The organism is Leptolyngbya subtilissima AS-A7 (genome assembly GCF_039962255.1).
GTDB lineage: Bacteria > Cyanobacteriota > Cyanobacteriia > Phormidesmidales > Phormidesmidaceae > Nodosilinea.
Genome location: NZ_JAMPKY010000015.1, coordinates 53860 through 79500, shown reverse-complemented (window position 1 = coordinate 79500; position 25641 = coordinate 53860). Strand labels below are relative to the sequence as shown.

The following is a 25641-nucleotide window of genomic DNA, read 5'->3' as shown; positions in this document are numbered from 1 at the left end:
CTCAATGCGCTGGTCACCCAAGGCCAATCTTGGCGAAACCCGAAGGATACAGAACCCCCTCAGACGGCCACACCAGCTACAAGTGGTTGACAATTAAGATAATCGCTAAATCCCTCTCCCAAATTGAGAGAGGGACTTTGAATTCTTTTCCCCTTTTGGGAAAAGGGAGAAGGATGTAGCTTATTTTCCGCAGGGTGAGTCAACTTTCAAAATGAGATGCACCAGAATTTACCCCTCCCTTAGCCCTATTATCTCCCTAGAACGTTGTTCGATAACTGAGACTCATTGTTCGGCCCTGGCCCGCTCGATTGTCGCTGTCAAAGAAGGGGGCGAAGTACTGAGAATATACTGGGTAATACTGAGTATTCAGCAGATTTTGAATACCCAGTGTTAGCTCGCCATTTCCAAGGCGGACGCCACTCAAGAGATCAAGGGTGATGTAGCTATTGATGGGAGCACTATCGGCACCGGCGTTAAAGCCGCGATCGCGGTCACCAGAAAACAGCAGCTGCAACCGGTTTCGCCAGCCCGGCAGGGTTTCGTTTTCTACGTAAGCGGTGAGCTTAAACGGCGGAATGATCAGACTATCAAGCGCCGTAAAATCCCCGTCTTCGTCAGCATCATCTGCACCCTCTAGCCAGGCGGCGGTTCCTCCCAGGCTCCAGCGATCGCTGGGTTGCCAATCAAGGGAACCTTCTATCCCATAGACCCGTTGGGGCGATCGCACCGTTTGCAGGGGACCACTATTCGATACGGCAAATCTTGTCCCCAGGCTGGAATAGTTATAGAACGCGGCTACAGACGCCTGCACGGTGTTCCAATTACCCCGCAGGCCGATTTCGTAGTTGTCAACTTTTTGGGGTTGGGTTAAATCAATGTCAGATTCAACAGCAAAGCCGGGCGGGGCAAAGCGCAGCACTCGGCCAATATCCGGTAACGAAAAGCCTTGAGAAAAGCTGGCAAATGCCGTCAAGCTATCCACAACTTCGTAGGCTAAGCCCAGATTGAAGACCACATCGTCCGCAGTCAGCGTGCCGCCTTCAACGCTATTGCCGTCATAGGTGGTGTAGTCTTCGGTATCAATATTGAGGTTGACATACCGTGCCCCGCCGCTCAGGGTAAGGCGATCGACAACATCCCACTGCAGCTGAGCAAAAATGCCCAGGTCGTTCAAGCGATAGGGAGGGACAAAATCAACCTCACCAATTTTGCGAAAAACCAGTCCGCCGCTGGCGTCAAACTCGTCTGGGTCAAACAGGTTAAATCGCTGAGAACTGTCTTCTCGCACATAATCAACTCCCCAGAGCAGGCTCAGGGTGTCTTCAGGATTAAACGACGTATTGACCTGAAGCCGGCCCCCCCACTGCTGAGTATTTCCAGGGGATTGAGAGATGATGCCAAAAAACTCCCGGTTATCGGTGGGCAGTCCGCCTACAAACTCATAGTTGCGGAAAAAGACCTGACCCGAAACTTCACTGTTAAGCAGGTCATCGTGGAAGTATTGCAGGGTAAGGTTGGTCGTTTCTAGAGAGGCTTCGTCGGGAGCGCCAATAATTTGAGTGCCTGCCGGTAGCTCAATGGCTCGGGCTTTCTGCACTCCCTCAGTACTATCTACCGCAGGGTCACTGATGTAGGAGACGTTCTGAATTTGGCTGAAGTGGTTCAAGGTGAAATTTAACCGCTGCGTTGGGTTAAGTTCTCCCCCCAGCTGAATTAACAGGTTCACCTCGTCTGTCTCGGCGTCGGTTAGGTCGCTGGGGATGCGATCGCCCTCCGCGTCGTAATACACCCCACGCGAGCTGTAAGACAGACTGCCCAAGATGCTGGCCGTCTCCGTCGCTGCTGATACTGAGTAAAGCGCGTTATAGCCAAAGCCATCCCCAGTCAGAAAGGCCTCGTTGAAGGCAGCACTGCCGCCGATGTCGATCGTTTGGCTCACGGGACTCGCATCCGGTTGCCGCGTGATGATGTTGATTGAACCGCCCGTGGCCTGCCCGCCATAGATCGCATTGGGGCCACGGACCACTTCAATCCGTTCAACTGAGCGCGGATCAATCGTGGTCAGCGCCGCGGGGACAGAGCCCAGGTTGCTGTTTTGGGGAATGCCATCGATCAACACCGAAATTTCGCGTCCCCGCAGGGTTTGCCCAAAGGTATTGGTGCGGCTAGTAGGGGCACTAAAGCCAGGGACAAGCTGAGACAAAATATCCCCCATGTCCTGGCTGAACCGGGTTTGTTGCTCAATGTCTTCCTGGGTAATCACCGTGACGGAGCGAGGAACATTTTGTAGTTCTTCTTCGGTTCGAGTCGCAGTGACCACAAGCTGAATGGCTTCCTCGGGCGCTTCGGCTTCGGTTGCCAACCCAGGAGTTACGGCCAGAGTTAAGCTCTGGGCAGCCGGGCTAACCTCTACACTGGGCGGGGCATCGTTACCAGTAATGGAAACTCGCACCTGATTGTCTGGCAGACCCGTGACGCTGATAAAAGCAATGCCCGCCGTTGAGCTAGCCTGCTGAAACTCGCCCCCATCGGGCAACGCCAGCACCGCATTGGGGATATCGATAATCAGGGCGTTACCGAGCGATCGCGTGGCTGGTGCCGACAGCTCACCCGCCGCGGTTTCTAGCACCACCTGCAAGCCGGCCTCGGTAGACTCTACCCGCACTCCCGTAATTTGCACCGTGGCCTGGGCGATTTGAATCATTCCCTCGTCTACGGTGGCGGCAGGGTCGGGGGTAGATGGGTGGATAAGTAGCGGGGTAGATGGAAGCGTGGGTTGTTCCAACCCATCCACCCGCCCACCCATCCACTCATCCACCTCCCCTCCTCGCCCACTTGCCCACTCACCCACATTCCCACCGCTTGCCTGGGCCGCCAGCGGTTGAGCCAGGGCTGCGATCGCCCCCATCACGCCAACCCACACGCTCCATCCCATCCGCTGCTGAGCCATATCCTTCACACCACCGTTCAACTATTCAACAGATTAGATGAAAGCTATTCTCATCTAGGTATAGAACTTTAGGGCGAAAGGTGCGATCGCGTCTGCCTGAAAACGGAACAATTTAGTCACAGCACGGAATTTTTGAAGGCTTTGGGGCTAACCCCAAACTCACGCTTAAAGGCGGCGGCAAAGTGCCCCGCATGGCTGTACCCCACTTGATAGGTGACCTCTGCCACGCTCATCTCAGTGTCTTGCAACAGCTGCCGTGCTCTAATCAAGCGCTGCTGTCGCAGATAGCCAAATACTGTCGTGCCTAGCACTTGGCGAAAGCCGCGCTTTAGGGTGCAGTCGTTTAACCCTACGGCCCGGGCGAGTTCCAGCAGTGACAGGGGATCGTCTAGGCGTTGGGCAACGAGATCTCTGGCTTGGTGAATACGGTCAATATCTGACGGCTTTAGTCGCTGAGCCGGCCTTGAGGGGCAAGCCTCTAGCCACTGAGCCGTTTGCAGAGCAATCAGCTCCAGCGCTTTTCCCTCTAGATAAACTTGCTGAATGGATCCGGTATAAGGGCAGTTGAGAATTTGTTGAAGCACCAGTTGAATGCTAGGCGCGATCGTCTCCAGCGGCTGATACCAGTGGTCGTTGTGCCTGGCGATTAGCTCCTGCACCTCAGATGGAATCACGTCTAGCTGATCAAGGCTAAAGCTTTGAGAATTTGGCCGGGTTCTCAAATGCAGGTCAATTTTTAGCACTCTGCCCTTGAGCGGCCACGTCTGGGTATCGCTGACCGTGCGATTTTCTTCATATTGCAGAAAGCTGTTGGGGCCATAGAGGCTGCTGTGGCGATCGCTGTTGTCGCCTAGGCACAGATTGAAGCCAAATTCCAGGGTTCGCCCTGAAGCCTCGGGTGAGTTTTCTTCAATCAACACATCCTCTAGACAGTAGTCGCGGATGAGTAGGTTCAAGCCGTGGCGTAGATTGAGCGATCGCTTACAGCCCTGACTTTTGCTGCCCGGCGCGCTAATAACCAGCTCAAAACTGCCCAACGATCTTGAGCCTGAACCGACGGCAGGGATGGGCTGAGCGACTGGCGATGGCGGCTCTGAGAGGATGATGGTCATAGGCAGACAGGAATGAGCTGATTCAGGCAAGAGCGGGGGGCAGGCTTTCGCCACAAATAAGACCTATTCTCATTTATTTGCAGTCACCGGTCAACAACCTTTGCCTGATAGAGTGCTTTTGCCGCTCAGGTCCACTCAGCCAGCCTCGCTGACCATCAGAATGCGGTAGACAGGCTGAGGCACCCCCTTCTATCCTTCTATATCGAGCCAGCAACAGTTCCTAACCTGAGCAACTGCGCAAAACGAGAGTTAGGGTCTTGGGCTAGGGTGATGCGATCGCCGTACTCCACCGCCTGCCCCTGCTCCAAAATCAAAATCTGGTCAGCCCGCTCCACGGTCTTCAACCGGTGGGCAATGATGATCCCGGTGCGGTTCACCAACAGCCGATCCACCGCCCGCTCAATCAGCTGCTCCGTCAGTGGGTCGAGCCGCGACGACGCCTCATCTAGCACCACCAACCCCGGATCTTTGAGAAACACCCGTGCAAAAGCCAACAGCTGCGCCTGCCCCGCCGACAACCCGCCGCTGTCGGCCCCCAGTTCCGTATCCAGCCCTGCTGGCAGCGCCTTCAACCAAGGCATTAGCCCCAGCTCATCCAGGGTTTGCAGAATGGCGCGATCGCCAATGTGCCCATTAAAAAACGTCAGATTATTGCGCACCGAAGTCTGAAACAACTGCACATCCTGAGTTACAAACCCCACGTGGTGCGGCAACTCCCGCAGCGGCACCTGGGCAATATCCACCCCTCCAAGAGAAATCTGCCCCTGCTGAATGTCGTACAGCCGCAGCAGCAACCGCGCCAGAGTGCTCTTGCCGCTGCCCGTTCGACCCAGCAGACCGAGGGTTTGCCCAGCGGGGAGGTGGAGGGTGAGGGATTGGAGGGTGGGTGAATGGGTGGATGGGTAGGCGGGTGGATGGGTGGGGGGATCATTTGAGGCCCTGCTTGCTTGATCCTCTGCTTTTAATTTCTCTGCGTTGCTTGTTGTCTTTTTTTCCTCCAATCTATCTCCCTTTTCCCATCCACTCATCCACTCATCCACTCCCCCGCTTCCCCACTCCCCATACCCAAACCCCACCCCCTCAAACCCCACCGATAGCGCACCCGTGGGCAAAACCCCTTGACCACCGGGGGTCAATTGAGTCTGGTGCCCCAGTAAATCCTGAATGCGCTGAATGCTGGCCTGAGCCTGCTGAAGCTGTTCTAGCTCTTCGCGGATGCGCTCGATCGGGTCTTGCAGCAGGGTGGCGTAGTAGAACAACAGATAGACGGTGCCGATGGTGATGGCGGCTTGGCTCCAGAGGTAGGCACCAACGGCGAGGGCGATCGCATTCCCTACCGTAAACAGCCCCACCGTGCTGCCCCACAGCAGAGTGCTGGTGAAACGAGCCTGGTGAAAGGCCGCCAGCCACCGCCGCAGAATTTTGTAAAACCGATCCATCACGTAGCCGACGGCTCCGTTGGCGCGAATATCCTCAAGGCCGCTGAGATGCTCGGCCACAAAGCCGTAAAATTCGGCGCTGATCTGGCGATAAGTGCCCCAGGGGCCAACGGCCAGGGTTTGCAGGCTGCCCAGCAGGCCAAAGGCCACCAGGGCAAACAGGCTTAGGCTCACCCCAGCACGCCAGTCTTCGCGCCACACCATGAGTAAGACACCGACCACCAGCAGGCCGTTGCCCACCACCTGCAACACAAACTGCGAGAAAAACCGCGATAGGGCATCCACATCGCCATCGACCCGCTCTACCAGCTCGCCGGGGGTGTGGGCTTTGTGAAAGGCCAGGTCAAGGCCCAAGGCGTGGCGAGCTAGATCAAGGCGCAGGGTGTTTGTAGCCCGCCAGGCAATGGTTTCGCTGAAGTAGGTAGTGGCGATCGCTAGCCCCTGCTGCAAAATTGCGATCGCCATAAACGCCCCCGCCGCCAACACTAGCGATCGCTGCTGCCCACCCGCGATCGCAGTATCGATGAAGTAGCGCAAGATCTGAGGGTTCAGCAGCTGCAAGCCAATCCCCCCCAGCAGGGCGATCGCCAACCCCCAAAACCGCCCCCGCTGCGGTTTTAGATAAGTCGCTAAAATCGTTCGATACCCCTGTGCTGCTGCTCCCATAGCGAGCCTACCTCGCAAAAAAGCCAGCCCATAGCTTACCGACTCGCTCGCCCTAAAAGGATTCCTAAACGGAGTATCTTGACTCCCACCGGGAATTGTTAACCCTCAGAAACCAGAGACAGCATCAATAACCATGCCGGCAAACTTCAGCAATGCTTGAGCAAACCGCTCTAGGGCGTCCTGCTGTATCTGTAAGATACTTTCTCAGTTACCTGAAATTAAATCCTTGGAGCAGTCCCCTTCTCTTGTTGGGGGCAATCCTAGCAGAGCTATAGGCTACTGCTGTAGCTGGATGAGTAGCAAGGCTAAGGGTGAGTGAGACCGCAACAACCGGCTATTGCAGTCTCATTTTCCAAAAGGTATGCCAGGAGGCGGGCTTGAACCGCCGACACGAGGATTTTCAGTCCTCGACAGATGCTTGCCAGTCAAGGGGTTCAAGCCTTTGGTGACGCCCTTCCCCCAATTTTCCCCCAATCTTTGAAAATATGGGTTGTTTTAGCTATAGATAGACGAGTTTGGGTACGGCCTACATTTGGCAAACACAAATCTGCTTCTAAAACTGCCTTGATCTACCCATCTCCAGAGCTAACGAAAGGCTTTGGGGTTCAGTCAATAGGCGGATCTACTTAGAAAAGCAAAACCGCCAAGAAGAAACAATGTCTCTCAATTCCACGCCAAATCCGCTCTTCTCATTTCGTTTTTGTCCCTGCAGGAGAGCTTAAAGTCCTTGGCCAGAGTATGCAGACGCATTTCTCCGGCCAAGGGTGATTGCTGACAGCGCGCCATCAGTGGGTAGTGAGCTTAGGCAGCTTCACGACGCCCCGGCGCAGAGCTACAACTGTGCCCCCCGACAACAGCAGTAGGGCAACACCCCCAAGGCCCAAGGTGCTAAGTGATGCCCCCGATGAATCATTGTTAAGGGCGGCCTGGGTTTTGCTTAGGTAGTCCTGCACGTAGGGGTAGCTCGGGTTGAGCTCACTGACCTGGCGAAAGCTGGCCAGGGCACGCTTGAACTGACCCCGCTCAAACTGGGTGACGGCGGTTTGGTAGAGCTGAGAAACGCCGCTAGGGGCAGGTTCTACATTGGCTTGGTTCAAAAATTCGTTGACTACGCCCATGGGAATGACAAAGTTTGCGCCCTGCACCTGACTGCCCGTGGTGGGGTCAACCTTAGCAAAGGTGGCAATGCCGATCGCCTCGCCTGCTTCGTTAAACACCGGGCCACCGCTGTTGCCGCTGCTCATGGCGGCATCGGTCTGTAAAATATCCCAACCGTCGGCCATGGTTTTGCGGGCGCTGACCAGCCCAGCGGTGAGGGAGGCTTCGACCGCTTCTTGCTCGTCGATCACGCCTGCGCCGGGGTAGCCGAGAATGAACATGCGATCGCCCGCCGCCAGCGCTTTATCGTCTCCTAGGGCCACAGTGGGCATGTGGGTGGCCTCAATTTTGAGAATCGCCACGTCTTTGCCGGGGGCGGGTTCGCCGATCGCTTTGACAGTCGCTTTTTGGCCCTGCTCAACAATTTGGTCGCGGGCGGTGGCTCCCATCGCCGCATAAATTTTGGTATCTATAGCATCGAGCGACATGTGGTGGGCAAAGTATTTGACATGGGCTTGCAGACAGAGCTCCACAAATTCCTGGGTGCCCATCAGTGCACCGATCGCCTCCTGGTAGTAGCCGTCGCTCAGCTCATTCCACAGCGATTTGCAGCTAGAGACAGCTACTTCCTCCAGGGCACTGTCGGCCAGCATTCCCTTAATATCGTCTTGCTCTGAGGAGACTACGTGGGCATTGGTGACCAAGTAGCCATCTTCGGTGACCGCTAGGGCCGAGCCGGTGGTGCTGACTTCGGCCTGCTCTTGCATGCGCTCTGAGATTGGGGTGAAGTAGGCCAGGGGATCGGCCAATACCGTTTGAATGACCGCCACAAACATCTGCTGCTCAGAGGTATATTCGCCGCTGGTCACTTTTTTGCCCAGAGCCTCAAAAAGCTGGGCCATTTTGTCCTCGTTGAGGTTGTAGTCGGGTACCGAAAACTCAGCATTGTGAACCGTTTGAATCATCAGGGTGCCGGGCTTGTTTTGTTCGGCCAGTTGGCTGGGGCTGAGGGCGGTGGTTTTGCCACAGCCAGTGAGGGCAACGGTGAGCAAGCTAGCGGCGATCGCCAGAGACTTGAAGAAGCGTGTCATGGGGGTATTCCTTTTAGAGTTAAAAGACTGGGGGCAAAGATGCCGAAGGCGGTAGCGTTCACAAGAATGTATGTCTGAGCTGGGCAGAGTTATTCAACCCGTGGGGGTCGGGCCTGGGGCTACAGCCCATTGCCGATGAGAATGAAGGGTGCCCAGTAGTAGGGATGACTAAGGTTATCGCTGACGGCGCGAGGCAGATCGCTACGGGCTGTAACGAGATTGATGTCAGCGCGATCGCCCGTTCTTGCAATAGTAAAATCGCCGTCGATCAGCGTCTGCTGGGCCAGTTGCAGCGCTTCGGCTTTGGTGTAGCCCGCCTGTAAACCGGTGTAGAAGGCATTCATTAAGACCTGGGTGCCGCCGTCGCTGACCTGCCAGAGCGATGCGATCGCCGCTTTAGCCCCGGCAGTCTGCATCTGGTAGCCAAAGCCTAAGATCTCGACTCCGCTGCCCAGCTGGGTTTCGCCCACAGCGGTTTCGCAGGCGCTCAGCACCACCAGATCAGTATTGGGCAGGTTCCATGACGCAATGTCGCGTAGTGAAACAGCGCTGCCGTCCCCAGTGACAATAAATGACTCACTGGCGCGACCCGGCACAAACTTGGCATGGGTGGCCAAGTGCACGATCGGGTAGTCGCCCATCAAGGTTCGCAGGGCACTGGCGCTAAAGTTGGTGTTCAGCCGCAGTTCGGTATTAGGAATCTGTGCTGCCAGGGTTTTGACCTCGACCCCAGCGCTGGGCAGGTCAGCAAAGCGAAAGCCGTTGAGTTCAAAATTGCACTGCACACATGCAGCGGCCAGTAATTTGAGGCGATCGGGGTGGTAGCTAGGTCGGGCAGTAAAGTTGACTAGCGAGGCGGCGGTAATGTGACTCACGGCGAAGCGCTCGGCTAACCACTGCTGCCCGTCGTGCAGTGACGCTAGGGGAATATAGCGCAGTGCCCCGTTCGGGGCGTAGAGAATGGTCTCGGCCTGGGCGGCGGTCAGATCGTTTTCGAGGTCGGCAATGAGCCATCGGTAGAGCTGCTGGGCTGGAGCGGTAGCATCGAGATGCGGATTTTGGAGGGCCTGCCCTAGCTCGGCGATGGTGCGGTTTAGGTCAGTGGCGCTGACCAACACGGGCCGCCGAATTGGCGCACCGTAGGGGGTAATCAATATCAACTCCAGGCGATCGGGCAAAATCAGCGGGTAGAGCAGCACAGCGTTGGTGTCGAGGTTAATCAAGCTGCTTTGCAGGGTATTGAAGTGGTCAATCTCAATGGTTTGGCCGTTGGTGGTGTCGCGCAACTGGGCGATCGCCGCCTGTACCTCCGGGCGATCGCGAAACTGCCGAAACTCTGCCCGCAGCTCATCCTGGCGGGACAGCAAATGGTCGCGCCGCCGAGTTTCTGTCGCCGTTAGGGCGGGTTGGGCTTGGAGCTGGGCTAGCTCAACCCCTTCCTCAATGGTGTGGGCGGAGAGAGCGAGAATGCGCGGTTCAAGCTGCCAAGAGTCGCTATTGGCGGTGGTTAGAGCACTGACGGAGCTCTGCCCCCGCTGGGTTTCAAGTACTGGGTTGGGGAGTGATACGGCGGTGCTAGGGTACATAGAGGGTGCGCTAGGGGCGATCGCCCCTAGCAGGCAGGCAGAAGCCAACAAACTAAACCCAGGTAAACGGTGCATAGGTCAACTCCTAAGAGTAGCCAAAGCTTAGGCTTTTAGAAGTTGCCAACCTATGCATTTTTAGGCAATCTTGCCTTCGTTAGACGACCATCTAAATCGCAAGTTAACGTACGAAATCCGTAAGATTTCTACTTGAAGTTAATAAGATTCTGTTCAGGTATTAAGAATGCTGATTAACTCAAAAAAACTAGTTGATCAAATCATGGGGGTTACAATCCATTGCCGATCAGAATGAAGGGTGCCCAGTAGTAGGGATGGTTAAGATTTGTGGTGACGCTACCGGGCAGCCCTACCTGGGCTGTAACCAAGTTTAAGTCGGCCCGATCGCCCTCGCCCTTGATTTCAAACTCGCCTGAGATGAGAGCCTGTTGGGCAACTTGTAGCGCCTGGGCTTTGGTATAGCCTGCCTGCAAGGCTCCATAAAAGGCGTTCATCAGCACTTGGGTGCCGCCATCGCTCACCTGCCAGAGCGATGCGATCGCCGCCTTGGCCCCTGCTTGCTCCATACGATGGCCAAAGCCAAGAATCTCTACTCCGCTGCCCAGTTGCGCTTCCCCAATGGCAGTTTCGCAGGCGCTGAGCACGACCAGATCCAGATTAGGTAAATTCCACGACTCAATATCGCGTAGAAAAACCGAGCTGCCGTCTCCAGTGACAATGAATGATGCGTCGCCCTGACCCTGTACAAATTTGGCGTGGGTTGCCAAATGCACAATGGAGAACTTGCCCATTAAGCCGCGCAGCTCGCTAGCGCTAAAAGCATTGTCGAGTCGCAGCTCGGTATTGGGAACTTGCGCCGCCAGAGTTTCGACCTCTACCCCCGCGTGAGGGAGGTTGGCAAAGCGATAGCCGTTGATATTCTCGAAGCTACACTGCACGCAGGCGGCGGCGAGCATATTTAGGTTGTCGGGGCGGTAGCTGGGTCGAGCGGTAAAGTCAACTAGCGAGGCGGCGGTAATGTGGGTAACGGCAAAGCGCTCAGCTAGCCACTGGTCGCCATTGTGCAGGGCTGCAAGGGGAATGTAGCGCAGCGCGCCGTCAGGAGCATAGATAATGGTTTCGGCGTTGGCGGCGGCCAGATCGGCTTCTAGCCCCGCAATCAGCCACTGGTAGAGCTGCTGGGCCGGGGCTTTGGCGTCGAGGCGGGGGTCTTTGAGCGCCTGGCCCAGTTCAACAATGGCGCGGTTGAGGTCGGTGGCACTGACGTCAACTGGCCGCCGAATCGGTGCGCCATGGGGGGTGATCAGCACTAGCTCCAGGCGATCGGGCAGGATAAGCGGGTAGAGCAGCACAGCATTGGTATTGAGCTGGGCCAGGCTGTTTTGTAGCTGGTTAAAGTTTCTGAGTTCAATGTTTTGGCCGTCAGTACTGGTCCGCAATTGGGCAATCGCCGCTTGTACATCGTCGCGATCGCGAAAATCTTGAAAGACGCTGCGTAACTCATCCTGGCGGGCCAGCAATTCGTCGCGCCGCTGGGTTTCGGCAGGGGTTAGCGAAGCCTTGGCCTGGAGCTGGGCCAGCTCGGCTCCTTCGGCAATGGTCTGGTCGTAGAGGTCGAGAATGCGCTGCTCGGGCTCCCACAGGTCTACCCCAGTGGCGGTTTGCTCGGTGCTGCGCACATTGTGCAGGTAGTCGTCTAACTCTTGCACCCGCAGTAGGTCGAGTACCCGCTGGGCCTCTAGCACACGGTTTTGCTGCAACAGCAGGTCGGCCAGAGTGCGGTAGGTGTCGGCCACGCTGTCGGTGTATGACTGTTGCAGGTCGGCGGGTAGGGTACCCAGGTTGGCGCGAATGCCCTCGGTGATGTTGACGGATTGTTTGTAGAATGCGATCGCCATTTCGGGCTGGTTTTGAGCCACAAAAAGCTCACCCACATTGGTCAATGTCTGCGCTTCGATCGCTGGTTCATTAATCTGTCGCTGAATGGTAAGCGCCTGCTGAAATGCCTCTAGGGCTTCGTTTTGGCGCCCCTGCTTGCCATAGACAACGCCTAGCCCGCGCAGGGTGCTGGATTCGACCAAACGAAAGCCGGTCTGACGTGCTAGCACAATGGCCTGCTGGTAGGTGGCGATCGCGCGATCGTCTTGCCCCAGGCGCTCGTAGGTGCGGCCCAGGGCATCGAGCAAGGCGGATTCGGTATTGACTTCGCCGATGCCGCGAGCCAGATTAAGAGCCTGTTCGTAAAGAACCTGAGCCTCAGAGGCTTGATTTTGCCAGAGGTATGTTCTGGCCAAATTGCCCATAGCCAAAGCCTCTTTTGACCGTTGCCCGACCACTCGGCTGAGATCTAGCGCTTGCTGATGAAACTCGCGGGCTTTGTTGTACTGGCCTAGGTTGTGATAGCTGATTCCTAAGGAAATGAGACCGCCGATTTCGCTCGATCGCGCCCCAATTTCTTGGTAAATAGCTAGCACCTGCTGCCTGAGATCAATCGCTCGGCTATAGTTACCTTGTGCGCCATAAATATCGGCTATGTTACCTAGCACAGTAGCCTCAGAGAGGCGATCGCCTGATGCCTGAGCGATCGCTAGGGCTTGCTCCAGTTTCTCTAACCCTTCCGCACCGAGCCCTTGGTCAGAATCCAAGACAGCAAGATTATTGAGGCTAGTCGTCAGGTCTAGCCCTAATTGCTGGTTAATAGCTAAGGCTTGTTGATAAGCCTCACGAGCTTCGTCTACTCTGCCTTGGGCACTGTAAACCACACCAAGGTTGCCCAGCACCGTTGATACCGAGTATGGGCTATCGATTGCTTGAGCTAGTTGCAGACTGCGCTGATAAGCCTCTAGGGAAAGAGGATACTGCCCTTGCTCACTGTAGGTGCGCCCTAGATTATTGAGAGCAACAGTCTGATTAGGACGACTGTTAGTAGACTCAGCAATTTCCAAGGCTCGCTCGTAGGAATCTATAGCCTCGGCATAGGTGCCCATCTCATCATAGACACCTCCGATGTTGAGTAGTAACGACGTCTCTAGCTCAAGATTTTTGTACTCTTGGGCAATTGCCAATGCCTGGTTGTATGCAGCGATCGCCTCTGGGTAGCGCCCCAAGGTTCGATAGTGAGAGACTTGATTGTTTAGGCCCACAGCCATGCCATAGCGGTAGGTGCCTAGGCACTGCTGCCGAATGACAGCACCTACATCCTTGGCATAGCCACTGCAAAACTGCTCGAAGCTTTCAGGGGTGTTGGTCTCTAGCGCATCGATCGCCTCCTGCTGTTGGTCGATCGCCTGCTGCTGAGTCTCTAGCGCCTGCCGATAGTTGCCCTGAGCCGAATAAGCCGTAGCGGTGTTGTTCAGTAGACTAATTTCAGTACAATATCTCCAAGCGATTGTGCAATGGGTAGAGCCTGTTTGTATTGTTCTAGTTCAGCAGGGTACTGTCCTAGATTGCTGTAAGCTCGCCCTAAAACCATCAGTGCCGATAATTTTGCATTAGCATCGTCAAGCAGTTTCTCGGCAGTAATTTTCAAAACTTGCTGGGCTACAGCCAATGCCTCAGCGTAGTTGCCTAGATAGCCATGATTGATAGAAACAAACCTTAGGGCTTGCAACTGTTGGGTTGGCTCATTGAGCTGCTCAGCAACTTTCGCAGTCTCTTCGAAGGCAGCAATGGCTTCGACATACTGGCCATTGTCGGAATAGCCAAGCCCAAGCTGCATCAGTGCACCTCGGCGCTGCACCAGATACTCAACCTCGGGCATGCGATCGCGGTAGGTGTCTAAAATTTCTAGGGATTGCCGATGGGCCGCGATCGCCTCAGGAAACTGGCGCAGTTGATCAAACGCATGCCCTTGAGTGGAATAAACAACGTGGGCAGAGGTAATTAGGCTTCCATCCTGCTCCAGATTAAACCTGCCGCCCTTAGCCAGATTGATAGCTTGCTGGTAGGGGGCTATTGCTTGCTCAGCAATAGCCACTGACTCTGAGTAGGCTTCATCGGCGTAGAGTCGCTGGGCTTGGCCGAGGTACGTTGAACCAACTCCCCAAAAACCAAAGGCTTCTTGAGTCACGTTATTGACTTGCTGTGCAAGCTCAATCTGCCGCCGAAAGCATGATCTTGCCTGCTCGTATTCCCCAAGCGTTTCGTAGGTGTAGCCAATCGTATTCAGCGTGCTCAGCTCGCCAACAGAATTTCCATCGGCCTGAAACAGACCTAGCGCCTGCTGATGAGCCTCAAGGGCCTGGGAATATTGCTGCTGCTGTTTATAGATATAACCAATATCAAACAATCTCCATGCCTGAGCTTCTCGGTTGCCTAAAGCTTCATAAAGAGCCAGCGCCCTTTGATAGGCTTCTCTCGCGTCATCGTACTGCTCTTGCTCATAGTGCAGATTGCCAATTAAGGTATGCCCATAGGCCTGAGCCGAGGGATTGCCTAGATCCTCGGCTGCGGTCAATGCAGCTTGATAAGTGACTAACGCCTCGGCAAACTGGCCCTGCTCCTTTTGTACGTCACCCAAAAACACCAGCGATAGCCTTTCAACTGAGCGATTCCCCACGGATCGCCCTAAGGCGATCGCTTCCTCTAGTGCCTCTAGTGCTGCCGCGTAGTTTTCCTGTAGGCCATTGACGTAACCAATCCACGCCAAAATCACGCCGCGTCGGTACTGCTGGCGTTGCTCTAAAGCAGGGGCAACGGGTTGGTTGAGAATGGTGATCGCCTGCTGCATCGTAGTCAAACCCTCGGCGGCATCACCCTGTTTTACTTGTCCAATGCCCAACAGGCCCAGAGTCCACCCTTCACCTTGACGATCTGGCAAGGTTTGGCGCAGGGCTAGGGTCTCTTGCAGAGTGGCAACGCCGTTGTCATAGTCATCTAAATTGAGCTGAGCATCGCCCACCAGTTGCAGAGCCTCAGCCTCCCCAGCGCGATCGCCCAGTTCTCTGTAGATCGCTAATGCTTGCTGAGCTGTTTCTAACTCTTGCTCAAATTGGAACGACCACAGGTAAGTTTCCGACAGCCCTAGCAAGGCAGCAGCTTCACCCGCGCGATCGCCTGTCTGTTGAAACTGAGCTACTGCCTGCTGAAACCAGGCGATCGCCTCCTGTAGCTGGCTGTTATAGAGCTGCTGATAGCCCTGGGTCATCAGAGCGGCGACGGTGGTAGGCGATTGAGCCGGGGCGGGCTGCTCGGCGAGCGGTGGTTGAGCCAGGGTGGGTAAGGTGGGGGCGATCGCAGTCAATAGTCCAGAAGCAGCTAATAAGCCGAACAGGTAAAGGCGTCGCATAGGTTAAATCCTGAGGGTGGCTAAGGCACATATCACTGGGGCCAAAGGACTTATTCACACTTGTGCGATGTTTCAAGAATCCACCTGCTGGCGCTTAGTGAGTTGGCTAAACAGCCCCTCTTCAGCGGCCAGTTCATCAAAGCTGCCCTGCTGAATTAGACAGCCTTTTTCGAGTACGTAGATGCGATCGGCATTGCGAATGGTGCTGAGCCGGTGGGCCACCACAATGCGCGTTACCCGCAGCCGCTCCAGGCTTTCGCTGACGATCGCCTGGGTGCGGTTGTCCAGGGCGCTGGTGGCTTCGTCAAACAGCAAAATGCGGGGGCGCAAGGCCAGGGCTCGGGCAATCAGCAGCCGCTGCCGCTGGCCGCCCGAGAGATTCGTGCCCCCCTCGCTCACCACCGTGTGCATGCCCATCGGCATCGAGAGAACGTCGTCGGCCAGCCCCGCCATCGAGGCCGCCTCCCAAGCTTCTTCCATGGTGATGCGGGCACTGCTGGCGATGTTTTCGAAAATTGAGGCCGACATCAGACGACTGGTTTGCAGCACCACGCCAAACTGCCGGCGCAGGGCGTTGAGGTCTAGGCCTGCCATATCCTGCCCGTCGAAGTAGACCGTGCCAACTTCTGGTGCATCGAACCCTAGCAGCAGGCGAAATAGCGTAGACTTGCCGCTGCCCGAGGGGCCAACCAGGGCGACAAATTCCCCCGGTTCAATGGCGAGGGTGACACCGTCTAGAATGAGATCCCCGTCGGAGCGATAGCGAAAGCCCACGTTGCTCACCGTCACCTGGCCCGAGATTCGTCCTGGGTCGGCCTTGTGGGGGTCAACCTCGGGCTGGGCGGCGAGAATAGGTTCCGCCCGCTGCCAGATGGGCAGCACATCGAGCACGTCGATAACGGTGCTACTGAGACTGGTGGCCCCGCCGATAAAGGTGCCAAAGGCCGCATTAAAGGCCAAAAATGTGCCGGTCGAAAAGTCGCCCTCCCCCGTCTGTGACTGCTGAATCATGCCCGTGGCGAAGGCGAATAGCACCGCGGGGGTGAGAGCCGCCAGCAGGTTATTGATCACCGTCAAATTGTCTTCGATGCCCTCCGAAGCCAGGGTCAGTCGCAGCTCTTGACCATACTGGCGACCCCAGTAGGCAAAGGCGCGGGTTTCGGCCCCAGCTACGCGAAACTTGGCTACGCCATTGATCATCTGCACCATCATCCCGAAGAGCTTGCCCTGCTGGTCGTGGAGGGGGCGATTTTTTTTCAGGGTCAGCATCCCAGAGACCACGGTGACAGCCATATTGAGCAGGGCCACCCCGGTGGCAATCAGCGCTAGGGGCATGCTGTAGTAAAACAGCAACCCCAAATTCAGAAGCGAGAACAGGCTTGAAAACAGGCTCTTGAGCAGGGTATTGCCCAACCGCTGGCGAATCTGGCTAATCGACGACACCCGAGCGCTCAGATCGCCAATGGAGTAGCCGCGAAAGAAGGAGGTTTTCAGCTTCAGCAGCCGATCCCACACAGCGGCCTGGGTGCTGCTGTCGGCAAAGGATTCGATCCGCATCAGGGCAATGCCTTGAGTGAGCTGAAACAGGGTGGCCCCAAAGGTGGTGGCCAGCAGCGCAAAGGCAATCTGCAACAGCAGGGTTTGGTCTGCATTGGGAATTGCCTGGTCAATGAGAATGCCCGTAGCCTGAGGAGTAACCATGCCCAGTAGCGTGGCGGCAATGCTGGCTACCGCCACTACCACCAATTCCTGACGGTGCCCCTGTAGCGCGAACTGGAGCAGCTGTACCGGCTTGAGTTGGTAGGGCAGCGGGCGATAGAAGGTGTGTGCCGTGGGTGAAATCCCGTCTGCGATGGCTCGGCTGCACGGCAACCGGGTGTCCTGCTGTGGGTCAACCACCTCGTAGCGGGTCGCCCCCACCGGCAGCAGCGCCAGCGGGCGACCATCCTCGCGAGCGTAGGCTAGCAATGGGCCGCCATCACGCCGCCACCAGTCGTCGCGCAGGGTCACCTGGCGGGTGCGAATTTGGGAGGAGCGGGCGATCAATTCCAAAGGATCCCTCACCCGCCGCAAATCCTCTGACTGGGCTGGAGGTTGAATGGCAATGCCCAGTGCACGTCCCACCGCTCCAGCGGCAACCAACAGAGCGTCCTCAGTACCAGATTGATATCCCTGAGATTCCTGAACGGTGGTGGATGGCTTAAACACCCCCGCTAGCTGCGTTAGCGTCTGGCTCACGGCCTGGGTATTCAGCCGCTCGCGGGCCTCAAACCGCTGATATTCTTGCACCTGTTGTTGTGCTTCAAGGTGCTGAATGCCTCTGAGCACACCAGTTTGCAGATGGCCCAGACCAGATAGAATTGCCTCTGCCCCCCGCTGCGTCTGAGGTTGCCAAATCTCAAGCTCCGCCATTGCCGTCGCCTGTAGCCACAGGTGGCTGCTGAGGGGGATGGGGCCAATTGCCGGAGTCAGCGCCAAATGCTCTAGCCCCAGCAGTCGCCCTTCCCCAGCCAGCAGTCGCAGCCAGGTAACGCGCCCTTGGGGAGGCTGATACACTTCCCCCGGTGCCAGCAGCCCGCTGGTGTCAATCGGGGTCGCCAACCGAGCCGATACGGTGTCAGATAACGCCGCCCCCAACCGATGCACCCAGTTTTCTAGGGCTGCCAAGGTAGTTGCAGCAGTCCGGCTATCAGTCAACTCGTCTGCTAATGCCGTTAGAGAAATTGGCCTCAAACTTACCGATTCCAAAGGCATCGCCAGCAGTTGGCAGGGGGTCTCTTGACTCAGCAGCGCCGCCGGAAACAGCATTGCTCCTGGCTTAACGCTAAACAAGTAGCGCCGCCGACTGGTCAACGCCGTCGATTGCACACTGACTGCAAACAGTGCCAGCATACCCGATTCAACCCGCCAGCAGGTTCGGGGATCGTCGAGGAAGAGGGGGTCATTGCTGCGGAGATGGTGGAGGGGAGAGGGGTGGAGCGTGTAGGTGGTGAGCATTAGTTGATGGAGGGTAGGAAAGATGGGAAAGGTGGGGGTGAGGGAAAATTTTTGAGTTTTGGCGTGGGGAGTTGCGGGAATTTGGGGAAGAGAGCGGTTTGAAACTAAGAACTCAAAACTTTCTTACCCTTCTTCACTGCGAATCAACTGCAAATACGGCCCTTCTTGCCCGCGCAGGTCGTCGTGGCTGCCGCGCTGGACGACTTTGCCGTGGTGCATGACGATGATTTCGTCACAGTCGCGGATGGTGCTGAGGCGGTGGGCAACGATTAAACAGGTGCAGCCGCGCAGGCGCAGGTTGTAGTCGATGGTGCGCTCAGTTTCGGTGTCGAGGGCACTGGTGGCTTCGTCCATGACCAGAATGGCGGGGTTGTTGACCAGGGCACGGGCAATTTCGAGGCGCTGGCGCTGGCCGCCACTAAGGTTGGCAGCCCCTTCAAGCAGTTCAGCGCTGTAGCCGCCGGGCATGGAGAGAATAGTGTCGTGGATGGCGGCATCGCGGCAGGCTTGGATCAGATTGGTGTCGGGGATGGTGGTATCCCATAGGGTGAGGTTGTCGCGTACGGTGCCCGCAAACAGCAGAATGTCTTGCTCAACCATGGCTAGGGAATTCGTCAGAACCGGGCGCGGAATTTGGTGGCGAGGCTGACCGTCGAAGCAGATGTCTCCTGACCAGGGTTGGTAGAGGCCACACACCAGCTTGGCGACGGTGGATTTGCCGCTACCGCTGCCGCCGACTAGAGCCACCCGCTGCCCTGGCTTGAGGGAAAGGCTGAGGTTGTCAATCAGCGGCGGCGCGGTGCGGTTGTAGCCAAAGGTGAGGTGGTGGAGGTCGAGGAAACCGTGGAGTTTGGGGGAGAGGGGGGAGGGTGGATGGGTGGATGGGGAGGTGGGTAGGTGGGTAGACGGGTGAGCAGTGGCAGTTATTAGGCCAGAAAGCTTGGGTTCTCTCTCAATAAATTCTTGCGGCTCCACGTTTTGCCCACTCGTCCGCTCATCCACTCGCCCACTCCCCACCTCCCCACCCGGCAGCAGCGGATCAATGGGGTTCTGAAGCACATCGTCGAGGCGATCGAGGGTGCCACCGAGTTCTTGGAAGTCGCCTGCGAGCTTGAGCAGCTGGTTGACGGGCTGCATAAACTGCTGAATGAGTGACTGGAAGGCGACGAGCATACCGATGCTGAGGGCTCCGTCGATGACGCGAAAGCCGCCGATGGTGAGGAGCAGCATGGCGCTGAGGCCGGAGAGAAAAGCGGGGAGCATACCCAGGCGCTGGTTAATGCGATCCATCTCCTGGCGGGCATTGAGGGACTTAGCATAGTACCCAGCCCAGCGGGTGAAGAAGTCGGATTCTAGGCCTGAGGCTTTGAGGGTTTCAATGCTTTGCAGACCGGCGATCGCAACGCCGCTCACCTTGCCCTGCTCCTGCATTAGCCGGGTATTAGTATCCGATCGCTGGCGGGCCACCCAGCGCAGAGCGATCAAATTTACCGCTACCGATCCAATGCCGATTAGCGTCAGCACCCAGTCATACTGCCACATCACCAGGCCGTAGAAAACCACCATGACGCAGGAAATTGCCGTGGTGGCCAGTTCGCCGGAGAGCAAGCTCGCAAGGCGATCGTTGAGCTTGATGCGGTTGCTGATTTCGCCCGCAAACCGCTGGTCGTAGAAACTCACCGGCAGGTGCAGAATGTGCCACAAAAAGCCGCTCGACATACCCATGGCCAGCTTAATCCGCAACCGCCGCAAGATTTGTAGCTGCAACCGGGTCAGCAGCCCGGTGAGAATGGACGTGATCAACATACCCAGCAGTAAAGGTCGTAACCAGCTACTGCGGCCCTGGATCAAGATCTGATCCACAAACACCTGAGAAAAGGCGGGCATCGCCAACCCCGGCAGCACCAGCAGCAGACCCGCCAGCAGGCAAAAGGCCAGAGCCCGAAAGGAACCACGCAGACGTAGGCGGAGCGATTGCACCAAATCCCGCCTTTGTCCGCCTGTTGCAAACTCGGCATCGGGAGCAAAGGTCAGCACCACCCCCGTAAACCCCTCGCTAAATTCGTCGAGGGAAACCGTGCGTGGGCCGGTGGCCGGGTCATTCAGGTACACCTTCTGCCGGTGAAACCCTTCTACTACTAAGAAATGGTTGAAATTCCAAAACACAATGTAGGGCCGCTCTAGCTGCTGCACAGCTTCTAGGGAAACCTTCAGCCCTTTGCCCTGGAGGTGGTAGAGCCGCGCCGCGTTAAGCACATTCGACGCTTTGCTGCCATCCCGCGAAATACCGCAGGCTTGCCGCAGATCGGCCAGCGATACAATTCGCCCGTGGTAGCCGAGGATCATTCCCAAAGAGGCGGCCCCGCATTCTACCGCTTCCATTTGCAGCAGGGTCGGCGTACGCCGCAGGTCAGGACGGCGGAGGCGGTCTTTGAGTTTGGCGATAAGGTGTTTCATGAAGGGGAAGGAGGAAGTGGGAGAGTGGGGTGGGAGAGTTTTGAGTGTTGAGGTTTGAATTGCAGTACGACCTCAAGCATTCAAAATTCAGAACTAAGAACTCAAAACTTGAAGTCCAACTTTTGCCAAAGAAACCTTTATGGTTGGATGTTTTCATCGCCAAAACCCGCCCACTGCTTCAGAATCGGCAGCACATAAGAAATGGGGCGGCGCTTTTCGACGGTGATGCGCACGGTGGTGGTCATGCCGGGGGTCATGGGCTGGTCGGGGCCTTGGGGGGAGGCCGACCAACGCAGCTGGCTGGGGTTGTTGGGGCTGTAGTCGGTTTGCAGGGTGGCGAAGACGGCGATATGCGGCCCCTCGCCCATGATGCCGGGCAGAATGTCAGGGTGGCCAACCAGACGGGCGGCCCCAGCCTGAGTGACGGGAAAGCTCGACACCTCGTCAACGGTGCCGAGAATGCCGCCGTACTCTTCGCGCTTGACGGTGGTGGGGGTGGCCTGGAGCGTCATACCGACGCTGATTTTTTTGCCGTCGCTGACAGGTAGAAAGGCGACGCTGGTGAGGGGAGTGTTGCTATCCTGGGCTGCGATCATCGCCACGGGCATGCCTGGGTCAAGGCGCTGGCCGGGCTGGGCCATCACCTCGATCACCTGACCGTCGTGGTTGCTGGTGATCGTCCGGTTGCGGCCGAGCTGCTCCGTAAGTTGGGCGATCGTGGCTTCGGTGTCTTTGATTTCTTTTTGGCGCTGGGCAAGGGTAGTGCTATCTTGCTCGCGCTGGGTGGCGGCGCGGGCGTCGAGACCTTGAAGTTGGGCTTGGAGGTCGGCGATACGGTTGAGGTTATCAAGGTAGTCGCGCTGGGCTTCGGTGTCGCGCAGATCTAGGGACTCAAGCTGAGTTTCAACATCGTTGACTTCGTTTTGCAGCTCTTGGTATTCCAGCTGTATGCTCAGCACCTCTTCTTGGGACATGGCTCCCTCGTCAGCCAAACGCTGCCAGTTCTCCCAGCGGGTTTGATAAATGGGCAGGCGGGCTTGCAGAGTTGTAAGCCGCTGCTGAAGGGCTCGGCGCTCCTGGCGTAGCGATTCTTCGGCACGAGCTTGCAGGGTAGGGGTGAGGGCTTGCTGCGATCGCAAATTCTGCTCTAGTGCCCGCCGCTGCTGGGCGATCGCTCCCTCATCTAGCCCACTGCGCTCGCTGTTTAACCGCTGGGCAGTCTGGTCTTGGATCTGAAGCTGAGTCAATTTCTCCTGGGCCAGCCGCAGCTGGGTCTCTATCTCAGACTGATCGAGCACCGCTAGAATATCGCCTGCCTTTACCCAGTCCCCCGGCTTCACCTCGATCGAGCGCAAGGGGCCAGCACCGGGCGATTGGGCCGTCACCACATCGCTGGGATAAACCAGCACCCCCTGCCCAGTGACAGTTAAGGGAATTTGACCCAGCACACTCCAGGCGGCCCCGGCACTGACCAACAGGCCAAGGGCTGTCAGCGCTAGCCAGCGCTTGGGGCTAACCACTTGCACCAGCTGATCGAGCTGTTCGGGAGAGGCGCTGCGCTCTAGCGCCTGAGGGCGAAATAGGTTGCTATGCTTTGCCGGTACCATGGTCAAACTCCGGGAGAAAGGCAGAAGAACGAAAAGTGAAGAACGAAGCAAGCGTAGGGTGAACACTGCCCACCAGCCCAAATCGTTCCTTGAGCAGTGGCGGGAGTGTTCATGGTTTTGGGGATAGCTGTCTCGGCTGTACAGTCAGCGCAGGCCCCTAACCAGAGGCGCAAATCCAAAATCTAAAACTGAGCCTGGGTTTGCAGCCGCTGCACCAGCCATTCGAAACGGGCCTCAGCCAGGGCCACCCGTTCTAGAAGCTGGCTATCGAGATCACTGTTGGGGGCCAAAGCGCCCAGTTTTTGCAGCATGAGCTGCTGTTTGCTGGCTAGCAGCAATGCCAGCAGTCGGTAGAGACGAGCGGCAAAGGGGCGATCGTAGAGCAGTTTGGCCAGCAGCCGCCAGCGAGGGATGGTCAGCAGGGTAGACTCTCGCAAGGTGATCGCCCCTACCGCCGCCGGGGCCGAATCCAATAGCAGGGTTTCACCCACTAAATCGCCCCGTGACAGCCGGGCAAATTCGGTCTCTGCTCTATCTGGATCTGGCATGAGGGCGGTCACTACTAGGTTGGGCGGCTGCTCAGCGGCATTTAGGCCCACCGCCCCTTCTAGCAACAAATGCAGTGCATCGACCGGATAGCCGCAGCGGAATAGAGGCGTACCGGGTTTTACAGATTCGACTTGCCCAACCGCCATCATCCAGTCCAGATCGCTGTCGGCCAGTTCGGCAAACACCGTCGCCGCTTCTTTAAGCTGAAGCTGGCCGAGCAGGGCCACGCTGTAGCCCATCTGCGCCGCCCACTGGGTAAGCTGTTGCCGTAGGGTCAGAGCTACAACTCGGTAGAACGGGGCGGCGAAGTCGGCATCGTCGGCCAGCTTTTGAGTGAGAGCGGCCAGAGGAAGCGCCAGAACGGTGGCATCGGTGAGGGCAAACAGAGTGGATTGGGAGAGGTAGGTCGTTACGGCAGGTAGTGCGCCAGTTAGATCCCCAGTGGATAATCGCAGGATTTCTTTAGGGACAGCTTTGCTACCCTCATCAGCTGATTGGGCCTCTAGCACCACCGATAGCTGACCGCTCACCACAATCCACAGATGGTTAAGAGGCTGGTTGGATGTGTGGAGGCGATCGCCTGCCTGGAGCGATCGCAGTGTACCGGCCTGTACCAGCCAATCCACATGTTGCTGGTTAAATTCTCGAAGGAGGGGCGTCGTCATGGCGAGATCCTCTTGTTAATACTTAAAGCGGCTACCGACCAAACAGCCGCGATAGCCCGGCAAACACAGCAAAAATTTGGTCTACCGACTCAAAGCCCAACCCAGCAAACTGAAAGGCTCCTGAGGATGTATTAGAGGTTTGAGCCAGCGTAGACCCTGGGCAACCACAGCCGCCCGACTGACCCAAAAGGCTTTCACTTTGATCGAATATGGAACCCGAAATAAAAATATCTAACCCGCCAGATACTTCGTCTAATTCTGTTAGTGACAGCTCAACGGGGGCGAGATCTAAATCATGCTCTTCCATGGCTTGCGAAATCCTGTCTCTAGATCAATAACTGGGTCAATCTTGGCCCACTCAAACTTAGGAAACATGCAGAGACATGGTGGAGCCATATCTCTGCATGGAAGCCCTGTAGACTAGTACGCCGAGTGGTTAGAGGGTTGATGTCTAAGGGGCACTCGTCGTTTGGACAGGGGCTTTTTTACAGCCCGAAGCTAATCACATCGGAATTACCAGAGGCGGTATCGAAGCCAGTGAGAGAGCTAATGCTGCCAGCACCGTTAGGGCCAGCAAAGCTCACCTGATCCATCTTGATACCCGACTGCTCGAAGAAGCTGCTCGCCCCTTTGAACAGGCTGCTGATATCGCCTAGGCCGCTGACACCCCCACTGCAATCGTCGAGTTCGCCTGCGGAAAGCTCAGTGATGGCCAGGTTAGCGGCCTCTTCAGCTTCGGCAATGATGTCGTTGGGCTTGATCATGTCAGACATGGAAGTTTCTCCTTTTGAGAAGTTGTTTTTTCCGAGTTAGGAAGGTAGGTTTATTTGCCTTCCTGTCCTTACCTATGTCTGACGAAGATGAACTTATTCACAACGTGAGCGGAGATTTTAAAGATTTTAGGTGTATCTTTAAGCCTGCTTGGCTGGCCTCGATCTACGCAATGATGGAGGCAATTCATTCATAAAATCGTAGAGGCATAGCATGCTATGCCCCTACGGGGATACAGATAAGAATTGGGGCTAAACCAACAGAATTTGAAGCGATAGTGGCAGTATCCAGCCTACGGAGTATTTGACTTAGTAATAGCCTTCTTCTGTGGGCTGTAAGGATATTGGAGTAGGGGCATTATTTTCACTAGCTTTGGGCTTTGCAGACTGCTGCAACTGTCGCGCCTGCTGGTGATAGCGCAGGGCAATTTCGTTTTGCCGTAAACCTTCGTGCAGGCTGGCGAGATCGGTTAAGATTTCGGCGGCCAATGCGCGATCGCACTTCTGGCAGAGCATCAAGGCAGCTTCAAAATGGGCGATCGCCAAATCAGCATGACCTGCACTTTCGGCCAATCGGGCAATGCGCCTGCGAATCATGATTTCGTAGCTGTTCCCTTCGAGCAAGCTCTGGTGCTGGCGATAGCCATCGAGGGCCGCCTCGTAGCAGGAGAGCGCGCACCAGTGCTCGCCTCGTACGGCATAGACTCGCCCCATGCAGCCCAGGGTAATGGCTTCACCCAGTTCGTCGCCCAGTTCGTGGCGCAGGGCGAGGGCTTTCTCTAAGGTTCTAAGCGCCAGGCGATAGCGGCGACGATAGTAATAGCCCATGCCTAGGGTGTGAAGGGCAGCAGCATAGCCTGCATTGTCTGCTGTAGTGTGCAGATTCTGCACGGCTTGGGCAGCGTAGTCGTAGGCCCAGCGGTACTGCTGGCGTTGGGCAAACACCACGCTGAGGTGGGTGAGGGTGTGGCCTAGGGAAACGGCATCTTCGGCGTGGCTAAAGGCGTTGAGCGATCGCAGATAGGCCCCGGCGGCGCTATCCCATTCGCCCAGTTGACAGTAGAGGTGGCCCAAGGCACTCTGGGTTTTGCCGGTTTCGAGCAGGGCAGGCACAGACCGCAGCCAGGAGAGGTGATAGCGCTGTTCGATAGTCTGTACCACCGGAAAAGTCTGCATCAAAATTACCGGGCGGTTCTGGGTCAGGTAAGCGATCGCAAAGCGGGGACTAGGCATAGGAGTGGGGTTGAACTCGTCTACCTTCTCTTATGTCTGGAGCGGCCAAACCTATGCAGTGGCGGCTAGTTGGCGATTCCGGTACGGATGCTCGTTCTGAGCCACGCAAATCACTCCGC

The 25641-nt window shown here is 56.6% G+C and carries 14 protein-coding genes; all 14 read right to left on the bottom strand.

Going from position 1 to position 25641, the window contains the following annotated elements:
- Nucleotides 1-256: 256 nt before the first annotated feature.
- The 14 genes from NC979_RS24940 to NC979_RS24875 all read right to left on the bottom strand — a co-directional run bounded on the left by NC979_RS24940 (nucleotide 257) and on the right by NC979_RS24875 (nucleotide 25522).
- Nucleotides 257-2950, bottom strand: coding sequence for a TonB-dependent receptor domain-containing protein (locus tag NC979_RS24940; protein ID WP_190521535.1), 2694 nt, complete (start codon nucleotides 2948-2950; stop codon nucleotides 257-259).
- A gap of 116 nt (nucleotides 2951-3066) precedes the next feature.
- Nucleotides 3067-4062, bottom strand: a complete 996-nt coding sequence (locus NC979_RS24935; protein ID WP_190521533.1) for a helix-turn-helix domain-containing protein — start codon at nucleotides 4060-4062, stop codon at nucleotides 3067-3069.
- Nucleotides 4063-4259: 197 nt separating this feature from the next.
- Nucleotides 4260-6167: an ABC transporter ATP-binding protein gene (locus NC979_RS24930; RefSeq protein ID WP_190521531.1), complete on the bottom strand. Its 1908-nt coding sequence runs from the start codon at nucleotides 6165-6167 to the stop codon at nucleotides 4260-4262.
- A gap of 785 nt (nucleotides 6168-6952) precedes the next feature.
- The gene (locus NC979_RS24925; protein WP_190521529.1) at nucleotides 6953-8356 is read right to left on the bottom strand and encodes a S1C family serine protease; all 1404 of its coding nucleotides are present in this window, start codon (nucleotides 8354-8356) and stop codon (nucleotides 6953-6955) included.
- 119 nt (nucleotides 8357-8475) lie between these two features.
- Nucleotides 8476-10017, bottom strand: a complete 1542-nt coding sequence (locus tag NC979_RS24920) for a CHAT domain-containing protein (RefSeq protein ID WP_190521527.1) — start codon at nucleotides 10015-10017, stop codon at nucleotides 8476-8478.
- Nucleotides 10018-10226: 209 nt separating this feature from the next.
- On the bottom strand, nucleotides 10227-13106 hold the full coding sequence (locus tag NC979_RS24915; protein ID WP_190521526.1) for a CHAT domain-containing protein: 2880 nt from the start codon (nucleotides 13104-13106) through the stop codon (nucleotides 10227-10229).
- Nucleotides 13107-13309: 203 nt separating this feature from the next.
- Nucleotides 13310-15244 (bottom strand): tetratricopeptide repeat protein, encoded by a 1935-nt coding sequence (locus NC979_RS24910; protein ID WP_190521524.1) that lies wholly within the window; start codon nucleotides 15242-15244, stop codon nucleotides 13310-13312.
- Nucleotides 15245-15316: 72 nt separating this feature from the next.
- Complete coding sequence (locus tag NC979_RS24905; protein ID WP_190521522.1) at nucleotides 15317-18241, bottom strand: NHLP bacteriocin export ABC transporter permease/ATPase subunit; 2925 nt, start codon at nucleotides 18239-18241, stop codon at nucleotides 15317-15319.
- Between the two features lie 123 nt (nucleotides 18242-18364).
- Nucleotides 18365-20698, bottom strand: coding sequence for an NHLP family bacteriocin export ABC transporter peptidase/permease/ATPase subunit (locus NC979_RS24900; protein ID WP_190521520.1), 2334 nt, complete (start codon nucleotides 20696-20698; stop codon nucleotides 18365-18367).
- A 137-nt stretch (nucleotides 20699-20835) separates the two neighbouring features.
- The gene (locus tag NC979_RS24895) at nucleotides 20836-22305 is read right to left on the bottom strand and encodes an NHLP bacteriocin system secretion protein (RefSeq protein WP_190521518.1); all 1470 of its coding nucleotides are present in this window, start codon (nucleotides 22303-22305) and stop codon (nucleotides 20836-20838) included.
- Between the two features lie 182 nt (nucleotides 22306-22487).
- Nucleotides 22488-23519, bottom strand: a complete 1032-nt coding sequence (locus tag NC979_RS24890; RefSeq protein WP_190521516.1) for a cyclic nucleotide-binding domain-containing protein — start codon at nucleotides 23517-23519, stop codon at nucleotides 22488-22490.
- A 31-nt stretch (nucleotides 23520-23550) separates the two neighbouring features.
- The gene (locus NC979_RS24885) at nucleotides 23551-23826 is read right to left on the bottom strand and encodes a hypothetical protein (protein ID WP_190521514.1); all 276 of its coding nucleotides are present in this window, start codon (nucleotides 23824-23826) and stop codon (nucleotides 23551-23553) included.
- 178 nt (nucleotides 23827-24004) lie between these two features.
- Nucleotides 24005-24292 carry a hypothetical protein gene (locus NC979_RS24880; protein WP_190521512.1) on the bottom strand — a complete coding sequence of 96 codons (288 nt, stop codon included), beginning with the start codon at nucleotides 24290-24292 and terminating at the stop codon, nucleotides 24005-24007.
- Between the two features lie 306 nt (nucleotides 24293-24598).
- Entirely contained in the window at nucleotides 24599-25522 is a 924-nt protein-coding gene (locus NC979_RS24875; protein ID WP_190521510.1) for a tetratricopeptide repeat protein, read from the bottom strand.
- Nucleotides 25523-25641 lie beyond the last annotated feature (119 nt).